Genomic DNA, 15,797 nt, shown 5'->3' on the forward strand with positions numbered 1-15,797 from the left:
TTTAGAGTCGGTAAATTTGTATCACCTTGAGGAATCCTGATGAAATCGTTGAAGAATTACGCCTTCTTTCTCATATTGTTTGCGCCGCTTGTATTCGGCATTTTTTCCGCACTGGTAAAGTACGCCGGACCTGATCCAATCATTCAAATGAATATGCAGCAGATGCAGGAACTGGATCTGCAGATTCAGGAGCTGGGGCAGGTTACGTCAGGGGCAGCCATATCTGATGAGACCAGCCGGGAGCTGGAGTCCCTCCGCAGCGAGTACGATACGATACACCGGTCGGTGGTGCTTCGCCGCAGCGAAAGAATTAAATGGGTTGCCTTTATTGCTGTGATGATTTTCATCGTGGGGGCGGTTGTTCTCCTGCCTGGAATATCCAAAGACAGAAAAGATCAAGGAGCTCCCGATCAAACAGCTGAGACCGGGGGCGTTATAACTCCGTCGGGATCAGCAAACGGGGGAATCCAGGACCCATCAACACATTCTTTCGCTTCAACTGTGGATTGGAGCCCTCTCAAAGGCGGGGGAGCCAGTTTCAAGACTCACAGCCTTCGTTCTGCGGGGCAGAACGTATTGCTGCTTAAATCGTCCAATTATTTCAATCTGTTTTCCCTTGCCTTCGGAATACCGGCGGTTGTGCTGCTGCTTTTTGAATTCATTCCCGGAATTATTCTGGGCGATTTTACCGATGCCGCTTCGGTTTTTTCCTTTGCCTTCCGGGTGGATCCGACCCCCTATTTTTTCATCCTTCTCAGTGTGGGCTTGATGTTCCTGTTCAACAGTGTGACCCGGATTGATGCCGGCCAGGGCATACTCAATCTTGACGGGGAAAAACTTCCATTTGAATCCATTGCAGGTTTCCAGGTGGTCTCGGAGATGGTAAGTTCCAGAAATTCCGGATCCTTTCTCAGTCATGAATTGAATGTGATATTAACCGACGGCAGCAGGAAGAATCTGATGGATCATGGAGACTTGGATGCGCTGCTTCATGACGGCAGAAGAATCGCCGGGCTGGTAGGTGCGCCTCTCTGGGCGATGCAGTATGAGTGATGTGCGGCAGTGCTGAAGCGTAATGTGACCGAAGCATTTCAATTGTCCCGGCAGCCCGGCAGAATAATGGAGAATTTGCTGCCGGATCCCGGTGAGCTTTCCACATCCACATGCCCCCTGAGGACCTGGGTCGTCAGGCGGTAGGCGATGCTCAAGCCCAAACCGTCCCGTCCCTGGGACAGACGGGTGGTGTAAAAGGGGTCGAATACTCTTCCCAGGTTTTCGGCTTCGATTCCGGTTCCGAAGTCTTGTACCCAAATACTGATGTCTTTTAATCCGCTCTGTTCGGCTCCGATTATGATGGGGCCTGCCATGTTGTCTGCGGCATTATTATTTCCATACCCGTGAATCAGGGCGTTTTCCAGGAATATTTCAAGAATTTGTGCCAAAGCCCCTTTGTCAGTGCAGATGTGGAGATTTTCCTCAATCTGTAATTCCATTTGGTGCTGTTTCCAGCCGTTGTTGTGAACAACCATGTCACATACATCTCTGCATAGCTGAAGCAGATTGAAATGGCTTGAGGGTTCAACATGCCCGGCATCGATAAGATGTTGAAGACGGGATATGAGTCTGGACATCTGTTTGGCAGCTTTTAGAATATCCGAAAATCCATGATCCATTTGATCAAGCCGTGTGAGAAGCTGACTCTTGGAGAGACCCTCAGATACAGAGTTTTGAAGATTTTCCGTAATGCTTTTCAGGCTTGAGCTGATAGTGGTTATATTGCCAATGGGTGTACTCATCTCGTGTGCAATAATTGTGGAAAGAGGATTCAGTCCCAGGATTTTTTCTTTGAGAATAAGCTCCGAACGGAGACGGTTTTCTGTTTCCAGTGCATTCTCCAGTTCGGTATTTTTCCACTCCAATTGGGCTTGCTGCTTCTTGAACCGGATAATGAAGCGGACCATTGTGAAAAAGTTATTCAAATAGGGCCGGTATGCATTGAATTCAGGATCCGGATTTAATTCGGCAACAATTCCCGGATCCCCTTCTTCCCCGGGCTCAATCTGCAAAATACAATCGGCGGGAGGAGAGTCTATGTGCGGCTGCACCCTCCCGTTATCTTCTGCTTCCAACATACGTACTGATTGAATTGCCGGTAGGCTGCGTAATCCCCGGGTAATAAATTCGAAAATACTCTCCTGGTTCGGGAGGTTTATCAGCACTGACTGCATTACCAGGAGCTGACCGATGCCTGTGTTGTCAGACATCGGACCAGCCGATGCGGGTTAAATAATCTTCAGGTGAAATAAACAGGGGATTTTCAATAATCTCTCCGCCGGAAAGGATATAGGGATGAACCTGGAGTATCTCCATGATGGTTTTTCCGGAGAATTTTCCCGCATCGTATTGGCAGACAGTGGTAACAGGGTGCTCACGCTGAAGCAGGCTGACCCGGCTTTCATACTCGGTCAGACGATCTCCGCCGTCGATGGTTTCCACTTCCGGCAGCATATCGCCTATCACCCTGGCCGCCGGGTACCCCTCTTCTGTTGCTGTGAGGTAGAACTTTTTCAGCCGCTCCAGCATGGTATCCGGGTTAAAGGTACCGTTTTCAAAGTATGTCTCCCGGGGATCGGTGATGGATACAGCGGGACTGTCAGCCTCGTATCCCATACTATTCCCTGAAAACCAGGTCCTCAGCTGATCGGTTCCGATGGCGTCGGTGAAAAGGGAAATCTTTTCTCCGATGGAGCCTCCGCCTTTTATGAACTTCATTAATGCGGAGAGTCTCTCATCGGAGTCTGAATAAATCTGGCATACATGAAGGCCCGGTTCTCCGTGAAAATGTCCGAATCCAAGGTCAAAGTTGCGGGCAACGGTGCACATATAATTACCTTCTTACACATAAGTATAGCTTTGCTGGAGCTGCTTTTCAAATCAGCGGGGAGAGCACATGACTCAGCAGCCCAAAAACCATGCTCAGCGCCGGGCGAGAACAATCCGTTTTGCAACGATGGCGATTGCAAGAATGCCCAGAGCTATAAGTGCCGATATTTCCACCGCCTGATCCGGGGGCAGGTCGCTGCCGCTTCGTTTCAGCCAGATACCGAAAAAGGCCCAGATGAATACGGCAGTGAAACCGATATCGGCTCTTCGATGGATAATGAGCAGGCCGATTATCACCGCAACAGCCAGGACCGCAACCGTCCAGATTTGCGGATCCAGCCCGAATCCGTTCCAGTTCAGGGTCACCAGAAGGCTGGTGGCGTTGGCAATTACCGCTACGCTGAGCCAGCCCAGGTAGACGGAAAAGGGGAGGTGAACCCAGCGTATTTCATTGTGCTTTTCCGATGGGTCACTAAAGAGCGGCTGAGAGCCGCCGGGAAGGGTTGTTTGGGTATGATGCAGTCCCACCCCGAGTTTGAGATAAATAACCAGCAGCGATGCGAATAACAGTACAATAATGCCCAGGCTCAGGCCCACATAGAGATAATGCCAGGCAACGATCCACGCCGCATTGCTCAGGGAGCTGATCAGGAACCAGGGACCGATCCTCAGCATGTATTCGGCATTCTTTTTTACAATCACCCGGATGAGGGAATAGATCACGAATGCAAAAAGCAGTAAATAGATTACCCCCCATATGGAAAATGTGAGCCCCGCAGGTACAAAGAGGTTGGGGTACATATCGGAAATTTCCCCGGTATCATTTCCATTCAGAGGCAACAGAGTAGCCAGTGCGTTGAACACCAGGGCGACGATTAATGCTGCGGCGTTGACGACAGCCCAAAGCAGCTGCCGTGAATACGTACGTGTTTCAGCCATAGGAATCTCCTTCAGCGGTTTGGTATACTGTAAGCATAATTCATGGCCGGCGGTCTGTGTGCGAATTTTTTCCCGCTCAGGCTCCGCAGCACTTCTTGTATTTTTTTCCGCTGCCGCACGGGCAGGGATCATTCCGCCCCACTTTGGGCTGATCCCGTACATAGGTTTCTCTGGCAGGGTGGCCATCAACAAAGAACCACTTCCCGTCGGACTTTTCGAAGCTGCTTACCTCATGATGGCTGTATGGCTTCCCGTCCTGCACATACTCGGCCTTGAACTCCACAGTTCCTGTGGAATCCTGAGAACCGCCTTCCTGTGTGTTGAGAATCTCCAGGCCCTTCCATTGGGACTCTTCCGCCCATTCTCTGGTTGCTTCCATATCCAGAGAGTCCCGGGTTTTGGGGCTGTGGGTTGACTGAATGTAGTCAATATTCTTTTGTACATAGGCCGTGTAGCGTGAGCGCATAAGAGCTTCGGCGGTGGCGGGCTGTGCCGATCCGTCCAGATAAGGCTTACAGCACGCTGAAAAGGTTTTTCCGCTTCCGCAGGGACATTGGGACATTTTTTTACCTCTGTTTTGTTGATATGTTGATATCACTGCAGTCCTGAAATTCCCGGCCGCAGGAAAACCTCCGCTGCCGATCAAACTGCGGTGTATACCTGCATAATATACCCCATCAATAGAACTCGTATCTACCGCGGCAGATCTGCGAGCTATCGCCGGGGAGAACGCTTCCCGCGCCTTCGCCTCTGAGCCGAAGTGGTGCCTCCGCCCACAGGTTTGCCCGGCGGGGCAACCAGATGTGCCGGGCCGTTGCCGATGAGATCTTCCCGGCCGGCTTTTTTCAGCGCCTCCAGCACCAGATGGTAGTTTTCTCTTTTGTTGTACTGCAGCAATGCCCTCTGCAGCCGGCGCTCCCGGCCGCCCTTTGAAACGTACACCGGCTTCATGGTCCGGGGATCCAGCCCTGTATGATACATGCAGCTGGCGGCTGTTCCCGGTGTGGGATAAAAATCCTGAACCTGATCGGGAATGTACCCGGTATCCCGAAGATGCTCGGCCAGCTCAACCGCTTCCTTCAGCCCGCTTCCCGGATGAGCGCTGATGAAGTAGGGGATGAGGTACTGCTTTTTCCCCAGCTGGTCGTTGGTTTCCATAAACAGCCTGCGAAACTCGGCATAGCTGTGTCCCGCAGGCTTTCCCATGGCATGGAGTACCGGTTCGGAAATATGCTCCGGGGCAACCTTCAACCTTCCGCTCACGTGATGGGTGCAGACCTCCCGCAGGAAATCTTTCCCGTTCTGATCTGCCAGGATGTAGTCGAACCGCAGGCCCGAGCGGATAAACAGTTTTTTGATTCCGGGGATTTTTCTCACCTTCCGCAGCAAAGCCGTATAGTCCCTGTGATCCACAATGAGCTGGGTACAGGGCTCGGGGTGGAGACACTGCCTGTCCCGGCACACCCCCCGGCTTTCCTGGACTTTGCAGGAAGCATGACGGAAATTGGCCGTGGGCCCTCCCAGGTCGTGGATGTAGCCCTTGAAGTCTTTGCGCCTGACGAGGTTTTCCGCTTCCCGTATAATGGATTCGTGGCTGCGGCCGGTAACCGTCCTGCCCTGAAGAAATCCAATGGCGCAGAACGTGCAGCCTCCGAAGCAGCCCCGGCTGCTCACCAGACTGAACTGCACCTCCTCCAGTGCGGGAACGCCCCCCTGCTCTGCATACATGGGATGGGCTTCCCGGGTGTAGGGCAGCTCGTAAACATGGTCCAGCTCCCCGCTCTTCATGGGGGCGGCCGGAGGGTTCTGGATTACATACCAGCCGTTATCCTGGGGTTCCGCCAGGGGGAGGGAGTTCAGGGCCGTGCTGTTGGCCTGCTGGATGGCAAAATGGTCTGCGTATGCTTTTTTGTCAGATTTTACCCGGGCATAGGACGGCAGCATCCGATGAGCGTCCGGGGGAGGCGATTTGCTTTTGATCACCGTGCCCGGCACATCTTCCGGAAGAACTCCGGAGGCATCCAGCGATGCTGCAATCCGGATAATTGCCGGCTCGCCCATGCCGTACACGATCATATCCGCTTTGCTGTCGGTGAGGATGGAGCGGCGTACCTTGTCGCTCCAGTAATCGTAGTGGGCGAATCGCCGCAGCGAGGCCTCCACGCCTCCCAGAATTACCGGCACAGAAGGCTCCGTTTTGTACGCGGATTTCACCAGGGACGTGTACACGATCGCCGCCCGGTCCGGGCGCTTGCCCGCCCTGTCTCCCGGGGAATAGCCGTCATCCCTGCGTGGTTTGCGGTTGGCGGTGTAATGGTTCACCATGGAATCGATCACCCCGGGTGCGATGAGCCAAGCCAGCCGGGGTTTACCCAGAACCTTGACGCTCCCGGTATTCTGCCAGTCCGGCTGCGGGATAATGCCGACCCGGTAGCCTTCGGCTTCCAGTACCCGGCCGATCACCGCCGAGCCGAAGGAGGGATGGTCCACATAAGCGTCCCCGGAAATAATAATAAAGTCCAGCCGATCCCAGCCGCGACCGGCCATATCTTCCTTGCATACAGGAAGAAACGAAGAGTTCCCGTTCATGCAGGCATCATACTGATCTTCCCCGGAAATGCAATGGTTCGGGGTAGTCTGTAATGCAAGACACCACCGGCTGCATACGTCTCGTCAAAATGGGGTATTTCGGAGTATTCTGCAGGAATGATTGGAACCTATGTGAATGTTGCAGCTGTCGTTGCCGGGTCTCTGGTCGGCGTCATTCTCCGTCATGGTCTGCCTGAGAGATTCAAGGAAATTCTCCTGCAGGCGGTGGGCCTTGCAGTGCTTTTTATCGGAACCTCCACTGCGCTGGGGGGGCTGCTCAGCGGTGAGAGCGAACCCCTTCTCTTTATTATCAGTCTTGCACTGGGCGGGGTGGTTGGTGAGTTGATCGGAATCGACCGCCGGATGAATCAGCTGGGAGACGGATTGCAGAAAAGACTGGGGGAGCACCATGGCAGGGTTTCCGAAGCATTCGTCACCGCTTCCCTCATTTATTGCGTGGGCAGCATGGCCATTCTGGGTTCAATCAAAAGCGGACTGGAAGGGGATCACAGCATTCTCTATGCCAAATCCATTCTGGACGGAATAACATCCATCATTTTGGCCTCCAGTCTGGGTATCGGGGTGATATTCAGTGCGGTACCGGTTTTGCTGTATCAGGGCGGGATCACTCTGCTGTCATCCTTCCTGGAACCCTGGATCGGGGAGGCGGTTGTCCGGGAGATATCGAATATCGGAGGAATTCTGATATTCGCCATCGGCATCAACCTGATGAATATCCGTGAGATCAAAACCGCCAACTTCCTGCCGGCACTGCTCATTCCCCCGCTCTATTTTCTTATTGCGGGGTAGGGCAGGTGGGAAGCCTGCCAAAGCAATGCCGACAGTGTAACTTCTACGATGTAAATTCTACGATGCCTCCCCCAGGAGCAATGCCCGGTTGTCGGCGATGAATTCATCCAGGGTACGGGGTTTGCGGCCGAGAATTTTCTCTGCGGTATCGGTGCTGATATCTCCTTTTCCCAACCGTACGATGGTATACAGTGCCAGCATCACAAGAGTCATGGCAAGTTTGCGGCCCCGTTTCAGATGATATGCCACAAATCGGATCATGCCCGGTTTGGCATAGCGGATGGGGGTTCCCAGGCCGTTTGTCAGGTGGTCTGCGATTTCCTGATAGCTGAAACTGGTCTGTCCGGTTATGGTGTATGCTTTTCGGATGTTGGAGGGGTCGAAAAACATTTTCGCCATCACTTCGCCGATATCTCTCACATCAATAAAATTTGTACGGCCCTTTCCGGCGGGTACCATGAGCCGTTTTTCATCCCGTATTTCCGGCAGATGGGTGGTTGTAAGGTTCTGCATAAAAAAGCTGGGCCGCACGAAGGTGTAGGGGAGGTTCATTTCAATACAGCCCTGTTCCACATCGTAGTGGGGAACCATTTTGTTTCCTTCCACTCCCTGCACCGAGAGAAATACCACCTGCTCGATCTGCTTTTCCGCCAGAAAGCGCATGAACGGATACATATCCCGCTTGATTTTTGAAATATGCGGAGGTCTCATGAGAAAGACTTTGGTGACCCCCTCCATGCAATGCTCCCAGGTGCTTTCATCCGAAAAGTCAAAAACCCGGTACTCCAGATTTTCAGCGTCCACGGTATTCTCCCGGGGAAGTTTGGCCCCGATTACCCTTTTTCCATTGGCCAAAAGATGTTTTACCACTTCCCGGCCTACATTACCGGTGGCTCCGGTTACAAAATATGTTTCTGTCATTTCAGTCTCCTTTATAGTTGCGTACGCAACAATATACTTGAGATTGTGTTTCCTGTCAAGCAAATGCTTGCCGGCCGGTCACCGGCATGATAGTATGGAAACGTTTCCATAGCATGGAATGGAGTATTACAGGCCGGAATAGACCAAGCAGTAATCCGGTCTGGAGAAGAAAAACGGGCGTCCTTGCATCATGCACCGTGCATCATCCATTGTGCATTGTGCTGGGCGCACCCTCGGGAGATTGTTTCTTATGAAAAGGATAATACAGATATGCGGGCAGATACTTGTTCTGCTCAGTGTGATTTTAATTGCGGCGGCCTGTGCAAGTACAGGAGGCGATCAATTGCCCCCGCCCCCCAGCGCTCCGGCTCCGGATCCCAATGAGGATCTTTCCGGCCTGGAGGATAACAAGCTGATAATCTATCAGGTGATGACCAGGCTGTTCGGAAACACCAATAATACCAATGCCCTCCACGGTACCCTGGAGGAAAACGGGGTGGGGAAGTTTAACGATTTCACCCCGGAGGCCCTGAATGAAATCCGCTCAATGGGGTTTAACCATATCTGGTACACCGGGGTTATCGAACATGCCACCATGACCGATTGGACGGACTATGGTATTGAGCTTGACGATGCGGATGTAATTAAAGGGATCGCCGGTTCGCCCTATGCTATCAAGGATTATTACGATGTGAACCCGATGCTTGCGGAAAACGTGGATGCCCGGCTGGATGAGTTCCGTGCCCTCATACAGCGCAGCCACGATGCCGGATTGAAGGTGATTATCGATCTGGTGGGCAATCATGTTGCAAGGGATTACGAATCTGATGTTCTGCCCGGTCTTGACCGGGGTGTGAGCGATCTGGGAGCAGAGGATGATCCGGGATTGGCGTTTCACCGGGATAACAACTTCTACTATCTTCAGGATGGTAATTTTCAGGTGCCGTCGGGACACGATCCTATGGGCCCATCCCGCACTCATCCCCTGGAGGACGGCAGCTTTGACGAGTCTCCTGCCAAGGCCACCGGCAACGACGTTTTTTCCCCCAGCCCCAGCATCAATGACTGGTTTGAGACCGTAAAACTGAACTACGGCCGGAATTTTTCCGGCGGCTCAGATGCATCATTTGATCCGCCTCCTTCAACCTGGATTAAAATGCTGGATATTATGCGGTACTGGCTCGAAATGGGGGTGGACGGTTTTCGTGTTGATATGGCGGAGATGGTTCCTGTGGAATTCTGGCAGTGGTCCATCCCTCAGGTCAAAGAGGAGTTTCCTGAATCCACTTTCATAGCCGAGATCTACAATGTTCAGCAGTACCGTCCCTATATTGAGCAGGGCAATTTCGACGTGCTTTACGATAAGGTAGGGCTCTACGATGCCCTGGTTCCCCTCATAAAAGGCGGCGGAAGCCTGGTGCGCCTGCAGAACGCCCTGCGGGATGCCCAGGGGATTCGTCCCAACATGCTGTATTTCCTGGAAAACCATGATGAGATGAGGATTGCAAGCAGCGGTTTTGCAGGTGATCCCCGAGCGGCCCTACCGGCCATGCTGATGAGCGCAACAATTTCAAGCGGTCCGGTGATGGTGTACTTCGGTCAGGAGCTGGGTGTCGCTGCCGACGGTCCCGAAGGATTCGGCGGGGACGATAATCGAACCACCATCTTTGATTACTGGGGGGTTCCCGAGTATCAGGCCTGGGTGAACGGCGGAGCCTTCGACGGCGGCGGTTTGACAGAGGAACAGAAGCAGCTGAGAGAACGGTACCGGCAAATCCTCCAACTGGCAGGATCCAGCCATGCAGTACGCAACGGTTCATATTACGAACTGCATTTCGCCAACAAGGCGAACCAGTCCGACGGCTATGACCAGCGCCGGATGTTTTCCTATGCCAGAATCAGCGAAGAAGAAGCCCTGCTGTTCATCTTCAACTTCGACGATGAACCCAAAGACTTTATCTTCAAAGTGCCCTCCACCGCCCTGGAGCTTGCAGGACTGGAGGCTGCAGATGAAATTCTCCTCACAGATCTGTACTCTGAAACCATGCAGCAGATCAGTGCCGAAGAATTGACCAACCGGACTGATTCCGCACGGGGAGCCCGCTTCACCCTGGAGCCCATGGAGGCAACGGTGCTCCGGATGGAAGCGTCTGAATAAGCTTCTATTTGCGCGTTTTTGTTGTTGGCTTGCGCCGGGCAGCTTTGATCTGCCCGGTATATTGACCGCAACAAAAAATCCAAGCCGCCGGATATTCCAATCCGGCGGCCGGGATTTCCCGCCAGACTGCTCTTGAAGGCTGTAAAATTCGCAGCCTGTGTTCTTTCCCCGGTTCCGGCTGAACATCGATGGTGCACCATTCAGCATCCTGCCCCTGAATTCACTACACTTATACGAGTATCCATAATTGTACCGCAATGCATACCTGCTATACGGAGGAGTTTTGAGCATACGGGATCTGCTGCATCGAATCTGGAGAGGCGGGCCATGGACCGACCTTATTGCCGAAGCCGGCCATAGGCCCGATAGGATAATCCGCGCATACTACCTGCTCAGGAACAACGGCATACCTGTGCGCTACCGGGTGGTTGGAACCGGCGGGGGGCCCGGTGCACCCCTGGGCTCAATGGCCCAGACCATCAAAATCGAAGTTCTAAGAGAGTATGAGCAGCAGGCCCGTGAGATTCTGGGCTCGATGGAGGAGTAGTCGGGGTAAAAATACCCCTCAATATCCATTCTCTATGACCAGGCAGCTTTCTGGTCCACTACCTTAAAATGAAAAGTGAATCAGGTCTCATTTTTTCTTGACAGACCTCCAAACCCGGTTGAAAATCATTGATCTATGAGAGCCGTTTTTTTATTCATTTTCAGCGGTTCGATCTACAGGAGTTTTGATGGACGATATTCTCCGGATATTATTCAATAGTTTGTTAACCGGCAGCACATATGCCTTGGCAGCGCTGGGGATTGCGCTTATATGGAAGACCAGCAGAACCACCAACTTCGCCCAGGGATCAATAGGTACCCTGAACGCCTATGTGGCAGGTATTCTGCTGATGAGTTTCGGCTGGAACATCTGGGTGGTGGCGGCGGTTTCCATGGTGAGCGCGTTTCTCACTGGTGTGCTTATCGATACCTTTATCATCCGGCCTGCAGCAAAGGTCAGTCCGATTTCCAAGCAGATTATCACTCTGGGTCTAATTATGGTAATCGTAGGGCTCATACCGCTGCTGTTCGGGGTGGATCCCTACCGTCTTCCCAGCTTTATCCCCAGCAGCAGCGTCACCCTTGCAGGGGCAACCCTCCGTTACAACACCATTTTTGTGATTGCGGTTTCTCTGTCGCTCATGGGCTTTCTGTTTTGGTTCATAAAAAATACCCGATGGGGTCTGGCGATCCGGGTGACTGCAGCAAGTGAAAGCACTGCAAAGCTGATGGGCGTACCCACCAGGACGGTAACCATGATTTCCTGGGCCAGTGCGGCCATGATGGGAACATTGGCCGCTCTGATTGTGGCTCCCCAATCAAGCGTTAATCCCAATATGCTGCTGGACGTCCAGGTGAGTGCATTCTTTGCCGGCGTGCTTGGAGGATTTTCCACCTTTGCCGGTCCGGTGGCCGGATCATTCATCATCGCTTTTGCCAGGAACTTCACTGCATTTTATATCTCGGATATCTGGGGAAATGTGATTGTCTATTCCCTGATCCTGGTGTTCCTCTACTTCAAGCCCTACGGTTTATTCGGCAAAAAAATTGTGAAGAAGGTGTAATCATCATATGAATACGAATACGCAAAACGAAGCAATACAGAAGTCAGGGAAGTTTTCCCTGGGGCAGAAACCCATACTCCAGTTTGCCTTGCTGAATTTCATCCTGCTGTTTGTGGCGGTACTGCCCCACCTGGGCATAATGCGGTTTTCCACCATGAGTATTTTTGCCTATACCAGCATCTACACGGTGGTCGCCCTGGGAATGAATATTCTGCTGGGATTCAGCGGTCTGATTTCTCTGGGAACTGCGGGGTTTATCGGTGCCGGAGCTCTGGGAATGGGAGTCTTTCTCCAGATGGGGCTCCCGTACGGTCTGGCGGCTCTTCTGGTACTGCTCATAGCAGGATCTTTGGGGGCATTGATCGGACTCTTTTCCCTGAAGGTGGAGAGCATATACCTTGCAATTGCCACGTTATTCATCGGTGAGATCCTCCGTCAGGTGTACACCTCTGTCCCGATCTTCGGCGGCGAGTTTATCAGCATCGGGGCCATTAAGCTGTTCGGTGTTATCGAGCTGAATCAGATATTCCAGTCTCACCGGAGCATTCTCTATGCGCTGATCATCCTGGTGCAGTTCCTGGTGATGGTGCTGATGTATAATCTGGTAAAGAGCAGAACCGGACGGGCGCTGATGGCCATGAGCCGGAGCGAACACGCCGCCCAGGCCATGGGTATCAATATTCTGAAATACCGGCTGACGGCGTTTATTACCGCGACCCTCTATGCCACCGGCGGCGGTATTCTGTATGCCAGCTATTTCCAGAATGCCCCCACCCGGGCATGGACGCTGAATATCAGTCTGCTGATCATTGCCATGGTGGTTGTGGGCGGTTTTAAGTCCATTATCGGAACGTTTCTCGGTGCGGTGATTATCTACGGAATACCGAACCTCTTTCTCAAGGATCTTCTGGGTGATATTTCCTACGTATTTTCCGGTGTGCTGATCATTCTGGTAATTCTCTTTTATCCCCGGGGCTTTGTCTTCGTCGGGGAGGATCTGCGCCGGCTGCTTCGCCGGGGGCTGAAAGCCGGTAAGCGGGAGGCAAAGTAAATGAACGAAAACAAGGCAATTTTAAGCATAGATTCCCTGACCATGACCTTCGGCGGTCTGAAGGCCGTTGACGATTTGAACTTCAGCATGAACAGCGGGGAAATTGTCGGGCTCATAGGTCCCAACGGGGCCGGGAAGACCACGGTTTTCAACTGTGTCACCCAGTTCTACAAAGAATACAGCGGAAACATCACCATTCACGGAGATGACGGTCCCGTTGATTTACAGACCGTGCCGGTTACCAAGGTGATCAAGCACGGCATCGTCCGGACCTTCCAGAATTTGGACCTGGTTCCCGACCTGTCCATTATCGACAACGTGTTGATCGGCGCCCATGTCTCCTTCAAGACGGGTATTATCTCCCACATTCTGAAAACCGGAAAAGCCCGGGCTGAGGAAGCGGAGTACCGTCAAAAGGCCCTGGGCATTCTGGAATTCCTGGGGATCCACACTCTGCGGGACGCTCTGGCCGGCGGACAGCCCTATGGTATCCTGAAAAAAATCGAAATCGCCCGGGCACTGATGGCGGATCCCAAACTGATGATTCTGGACGAACCGGCCGCCGGATTGAATGACCGGGAAACCGATGAACTGGACCGGCTCATCTACCGCATACGGGATGAGTTTCACACATCAATTTTACTGATTGAACACGATATGGGATTGGTCATGAATATCTGTGACCGGGTCTGCGCAATAAACTTCGGCAAGTTCCTTGCCATGGGTACCCCGGATGACATTAAAAACGACCCCTCTGTTCAAGAGGCGTACCTGGGACAGGAGGATCAAGCATGAAGCCTTTATTATCGGTAGAAAACCTCAGTGTATCCTACGGAGCCATTCAGGCCCTCCGTTCGGTGAACCTGGAAGTTCCCCGGGGGAAGATCGTGGCCATACTGGGAGCCAACGGCGGAGGGAAGACCACTCTGCTGAAGAAGATTTCCGGACTGGTACCTGCTGTCCAGGGGACCGTCACGTTCAAAGACCAGGACATTACCGGCATAAGTGCCGAGGCCATAGCCCAGGCGGGAATAGTCCAGGCACCCGAAGGACGCCAGATTTTCGGTGAACTGACAGTGAAGGAGAACCTGCAGATTGGTGCCTTCACCGTGAAGGATGCAAAGCAGCGGGAGCAGAACCTTCAAAGGGTGTACCGCTACTTCCCGGTACTGGAGGAACGAAGCAGCCAGATTGCCCAGACCCTTTCGGGGGGCGAACAGCAGATGCTGGCCATCGGCCGTGCGCTAATGGCCAGTCCGGAGATTCTCATTCTCGATGAACCTTCCCTGGGGCTTGCGCCGCTGATTGTCCGGGATATCTTCGCCATTATCCAGGAAATCCGGGAAAACGGCACAACGGTGCTCATTGTTGAGCAGAATGCCATGCAGACCCTGAAAATCGCCGATTTCGCCTATGTTCTGCAGGTGGGCAGCATGGTGAAATCCGGAACCGCCCAAACGCTCCGGGAGGACCCTGAACTGATCGAGGCGTATTTAGGTACGTAACGAATACAACAAAAAGTGTATGAAAGCAGATGAATACCCGCTTCGGGCGGAAAAGCTGACACAAAACTCTAGGAGGAGTTTATGAAAAAGATTGCAATGGCAGTCATATTGATGGTGCTCGTGGCATTTGGTGCCTGGGCAAACGGTACCGGCGAAGGGGGCGCAGCCCAGGGTGTAACCGACAGTACCGTACTGGTGGGTAATGCCGCAGCAACCAGCGGTGCGCTGGCAGCCGTCGGTGTTCCATTCAATCAGGGTATTGAAGCATACTTCTCAATGGTCAACCAGGCCGGCGGGGTAGCAGGACGTACCATTGAATGGGTTCATTATGATGATGAGTTCGACGGTGCCCAGGGTCTTACCTACTCCCAGAGACTGGTGGAAGATGATCAGATCTTTGCCTTTGTAGGCCACTTCGGTACTCCCACGGTAGCCGCTACCCAGGAATATCTGGACACTGTAGGGATTCCCCGGGTGTACTATGCAACAGGTCTCCGGGCTCTGTTTGACCTGAAAGCCGAAGGCGGCGCACGGGCATCCTTTCCGGTTCAGCCCATATATGACGCCGAGGGTGAAGTAATGGTGGCCCGTGCAGTAGCCGACTTCGGTGCACAAAAGATCGGCGTGATCTACCCCAATGCAGATGACGGTAAGGGCCTTCTTGCGGGAATCGAACTTCGTGCGGGAAGTCTTGGTGTGGATATTGTTGCCAGCCAGGTTGCTCCCGATGCCAATGATATGAGTTCCGCCGCCCAGACGATTCTGAGCGAAGATGTGGATGTAGTACTGGTTGCTGCAAACCAGGTTCCGGCTGAAGTAGCCATCAAGGCACTTGCCGCAGCGGGTAACCAGGCTCCGGTGATTACAAGCTATGTAAATGCCGCACCTACCTTCGTAGAAGGGGTTCAGGAAGCCTTGAACTCATTCGATGTGTATGCCAATGCCTGGCTTCAGGTGGTGGATAACGACGGAAACCCCACAGAAGCTCTTCAGGAATTTGAATCACAGGTGGGCGAAATTGATCCCGCTCTTGCGGGCAACCCCTACGCTCAGGCGGGCTGGATTGCCGCAGCGGTGTTTGTACAGGGTCTGGAACGGGTAGGTAATGCTCCCCTGACCTGGGAAAATTACATCGCAGCAATGGAAGAAGCTCCCGTTTCCATCCCCCTGGGAGGAAGTGTGAACTTCGCAGACGGCCGCCGGGTTGGTACCCAGGCCATGTCACTGCTGAAAGCAAGCTATGATGACGGCCCTGTGTGGACCGTTGATCAGCCCCTTGAACCTATTACAGAAATTCTGGACTGATACGACCGGGAAAACCCTCCCGTCAC

15 protein-coding genes are annotated in these 15,797 nt (G+C 53.0%); 9 read left to right on the forward strand and 6 right to left on the reverse strand.

Going from position 1 to position 15,797, the window contains the following annotated elements:
- Positions 1 to 39: 39 nt before the first annotated feature.
- A complete protein-coding gene (locus L21SP2_RS02910) occupies positions 40 to 1,053 on the forward strand; it encodes a hypothetical protein (protein ID WP_024266979.1) in 1,014 nt (337 codons plus the stop codon).
- Between the two features lie 38 nt (positions 1,054 to 1,091).
- Here L21SP2_RS02910 and L21SP2_RS02915 read toward each other — a convergent pair whose 3' ends face one another.
- The 5 genes from L21SP2_RS02915 to L21SP2_RS02935 form a co-directional block, all read right to left on the reverse strand.
- Positions 1,092 to 2,264: a sensor histidine kinase gene (locus L21SP2_RS02915; protein WP_024266980.1), complete on the reverse strand. Its 1,173-nt coding sequence runs from the start codon at positions 2,262 to 2,264 to the stop codon at positions 1,092 to 1,094.
- The gene (locus L21SP2_RS02920; protein ID WP_024266981.1) at positions 2,257 to 2,883 is read right to left on the reverse strand and encodes an MEDS domain-containing protein; all 627 of its coding nucleotides are present in this window, start codon (positions 2,881 to 2,883) and stop codon (positions 2,257 to 2,259) included. Before L21SP2_RS02920 ends, L21SP2_RS02915 begins: the two co-directional genes overlap by 8 nt.
- 93 nt (positions 2,884 to 2,976) lie before the next feature.
- Positions 2,977 to 3,822, reverse strand: a complete 846-nt coding sequence (locus tag L21SP2_RS02925) for a hypothetical protein (protein ID WP_024266982.1) — start codon at positions 3,820 to 3,822, stop codon at positions 2,977 to 2,979.
- A gap of 76 nt (positions 3,823 to 3,898) precedes the next feature.
- The gene (locus L21SP2_RS02930; protein ID WP_041402080.1) at positions 3,899 to 4,384 is read right to left on the reverse strand and encodes a YchJ family protein; all 486 of its coding nucleotides are present in this window, start codon (positions 4,382 to 4,384) and stop codon (positions 3,899 to 3,901) included.
- A gap of 152 nt (positions 4,385 to 4,536) precedes the next feature.
- Complete coding sequence (locus L21SP2_RS02935) at positions 4,537 to 6,411, reverse strand: YgiQ family radical SAM protein (protein ID WP_024266984.1); 1,875 nt, start codon at positions 6,409 to 6,411, stop codon at positions 4,537 to 4,539.
- A 117-nt stretch (positions 6,412 to 6,528) separates the two neighbouring features.
- Here L21SP2_RS02935 and L21SP2_RS02940 point away from each other — a divergent pair, with 117 nt between their 5' ends.
- A complete protein-coding gene (locus L21SP2_RS02940) occupies positions 6,529 to 7,221 on the forward strand; it encodes a DUF554 domain-containing protein (protein ID WP_024266985.1) in 693 nt (230 codons plus the stop codon).
- Positions 7,222 to 7,278: 57 nt separating this feature from the next.
- Here the strand turns inward: L21SP2_RS02940 and L21SP2_RS02945 are convergent, their stop codons facing one another.
- Positions 7,279 to 8,142: an NmrA family NAD(P)-binding protein gene (locus L21SP2_RS02945; protein WP_024266986.1), complete on the reverse strand. Its 864-nt coding sequence runs from the start codon at positions 8,140 to 8,142 to the stop codon at positions 7,279 to 7,281.
- A gap of 250 nt (positions 8,143 to 8,392) precedes the next feature.
- Here L21SP2_RS02945 and L21SP2_RS02950 point away from each other — a divergent pair, with 250 nt between their 5' ends.
- The 7 genes from L21SP2_RS02950 to L21SP2_RS02980 all read left to right on the forward strand — a co-directional run bounded on the left by L21SP2_RS02950 (position 8,393) and on the right by L21SP2_RS02980 (position 15,771).
- Positions 8,393 to 10,300 carry an alpha-amylase family protein gene (locus L21SP2_RS02950; RefSeq protein ID WP_024266987.1) on the forward strand — a complete coding sequence of 636 codons (1,908 nt, stop codon included), beginning with the start codon at positions 8,393 to 8,395 and terminating at the stop codon, positions 10,298 to 10,300.
- A 283-nt stretch (positions 10,301 to 10,583) separates the two neighbouring features.
- Positions 10,584 to 10,847, forward strand: a complete 264-nt coding sequence (locus L21SP2_RS02955) for a hypothetical protein (RefSeq protein ID WP_041401072.1) — start codon at positions 10,584 to 10,586, stop codon at positions 10,845 to 10,847.
- A gap of 187 nt (positions 10,848 to 11,034) precedes the next feature.
- Positions 11,035 to 11,910 (forward strand): branched-chain amino acid ABC transporter permease, encoded by an 876-nt coding sequence (locus L21SP2_RS02960; RefSeq protein ID WP_041401074.1) that lies wholly within the window; start codon positions 11,035 to 11,037, stop codon positions 11,908 to 11,910.
- A 7-nt stretch (positions 11,911 to 11,917) separates the two neighbouring features.
- On the forward strand, positions 11,918 to 12,961 hold the full coding sequence (locus tag L21SP2_RS02965) for a branched-chain amino acid ABC transporter permease (RefSeq protein WP_024266991.1): 1,044 nt from the start codon (positions 11,918 to 11,920) through the stop codon (positions 12,959 to 12,961).
- Positions 12,962 to 13,756: an ABC transporter ATP-binding protein gene (locus tag L21SP2_RS02970; RefSeq protein ID WP_024266992.1), complete on the forward strand. Its 795-nt coding sequence runs from the start codon at positions 12,962 to 12,964 to the stop codon at positions 13,754 to 13,756.
- Positions 13,753 to 14,466: an ABC transporter ATP-binding protein gene (locus tag L21SP2_RS02975; RefSeq protein ID WP_024266993.1), complete on the forward strand. Its 714-nt coding sequence runs from the start codon at positions 13,753 to 13,755 to the stop codon at positions 14,464 to 14,466. Before L21SP2_RS02970 ends, L21SP2_RS02975 begins: the two co-directional genes overlap by 4 nt.
- A gap of 81 nt (positions 14,467 to 14,547) precedes the next feature.
- On the forward strand, positions 14,548 to 15,771 hold the full coding sequence (locus L21SP2_RS02980) for an ABC transporter substrate-binding protein (RefSeq protein WP_024266994.1): 1,224 nt from the start codon (positions 14,548 to 14,550) through the stop codon (positions 15,769 to 15,771).
- Positions 15,772 to 15,797: the final 26 nt, after the last annotated feature.

Origin of the sequence: Salinispira pacifica (assembly GCF_000507245.1) — a bacterium.
Classification (GTDB): Bacteria; Spirochaetota; Spirochaetia; order DSM-27196; family Salinispiraceae; genus Salinispira; species Salinispira pacifica.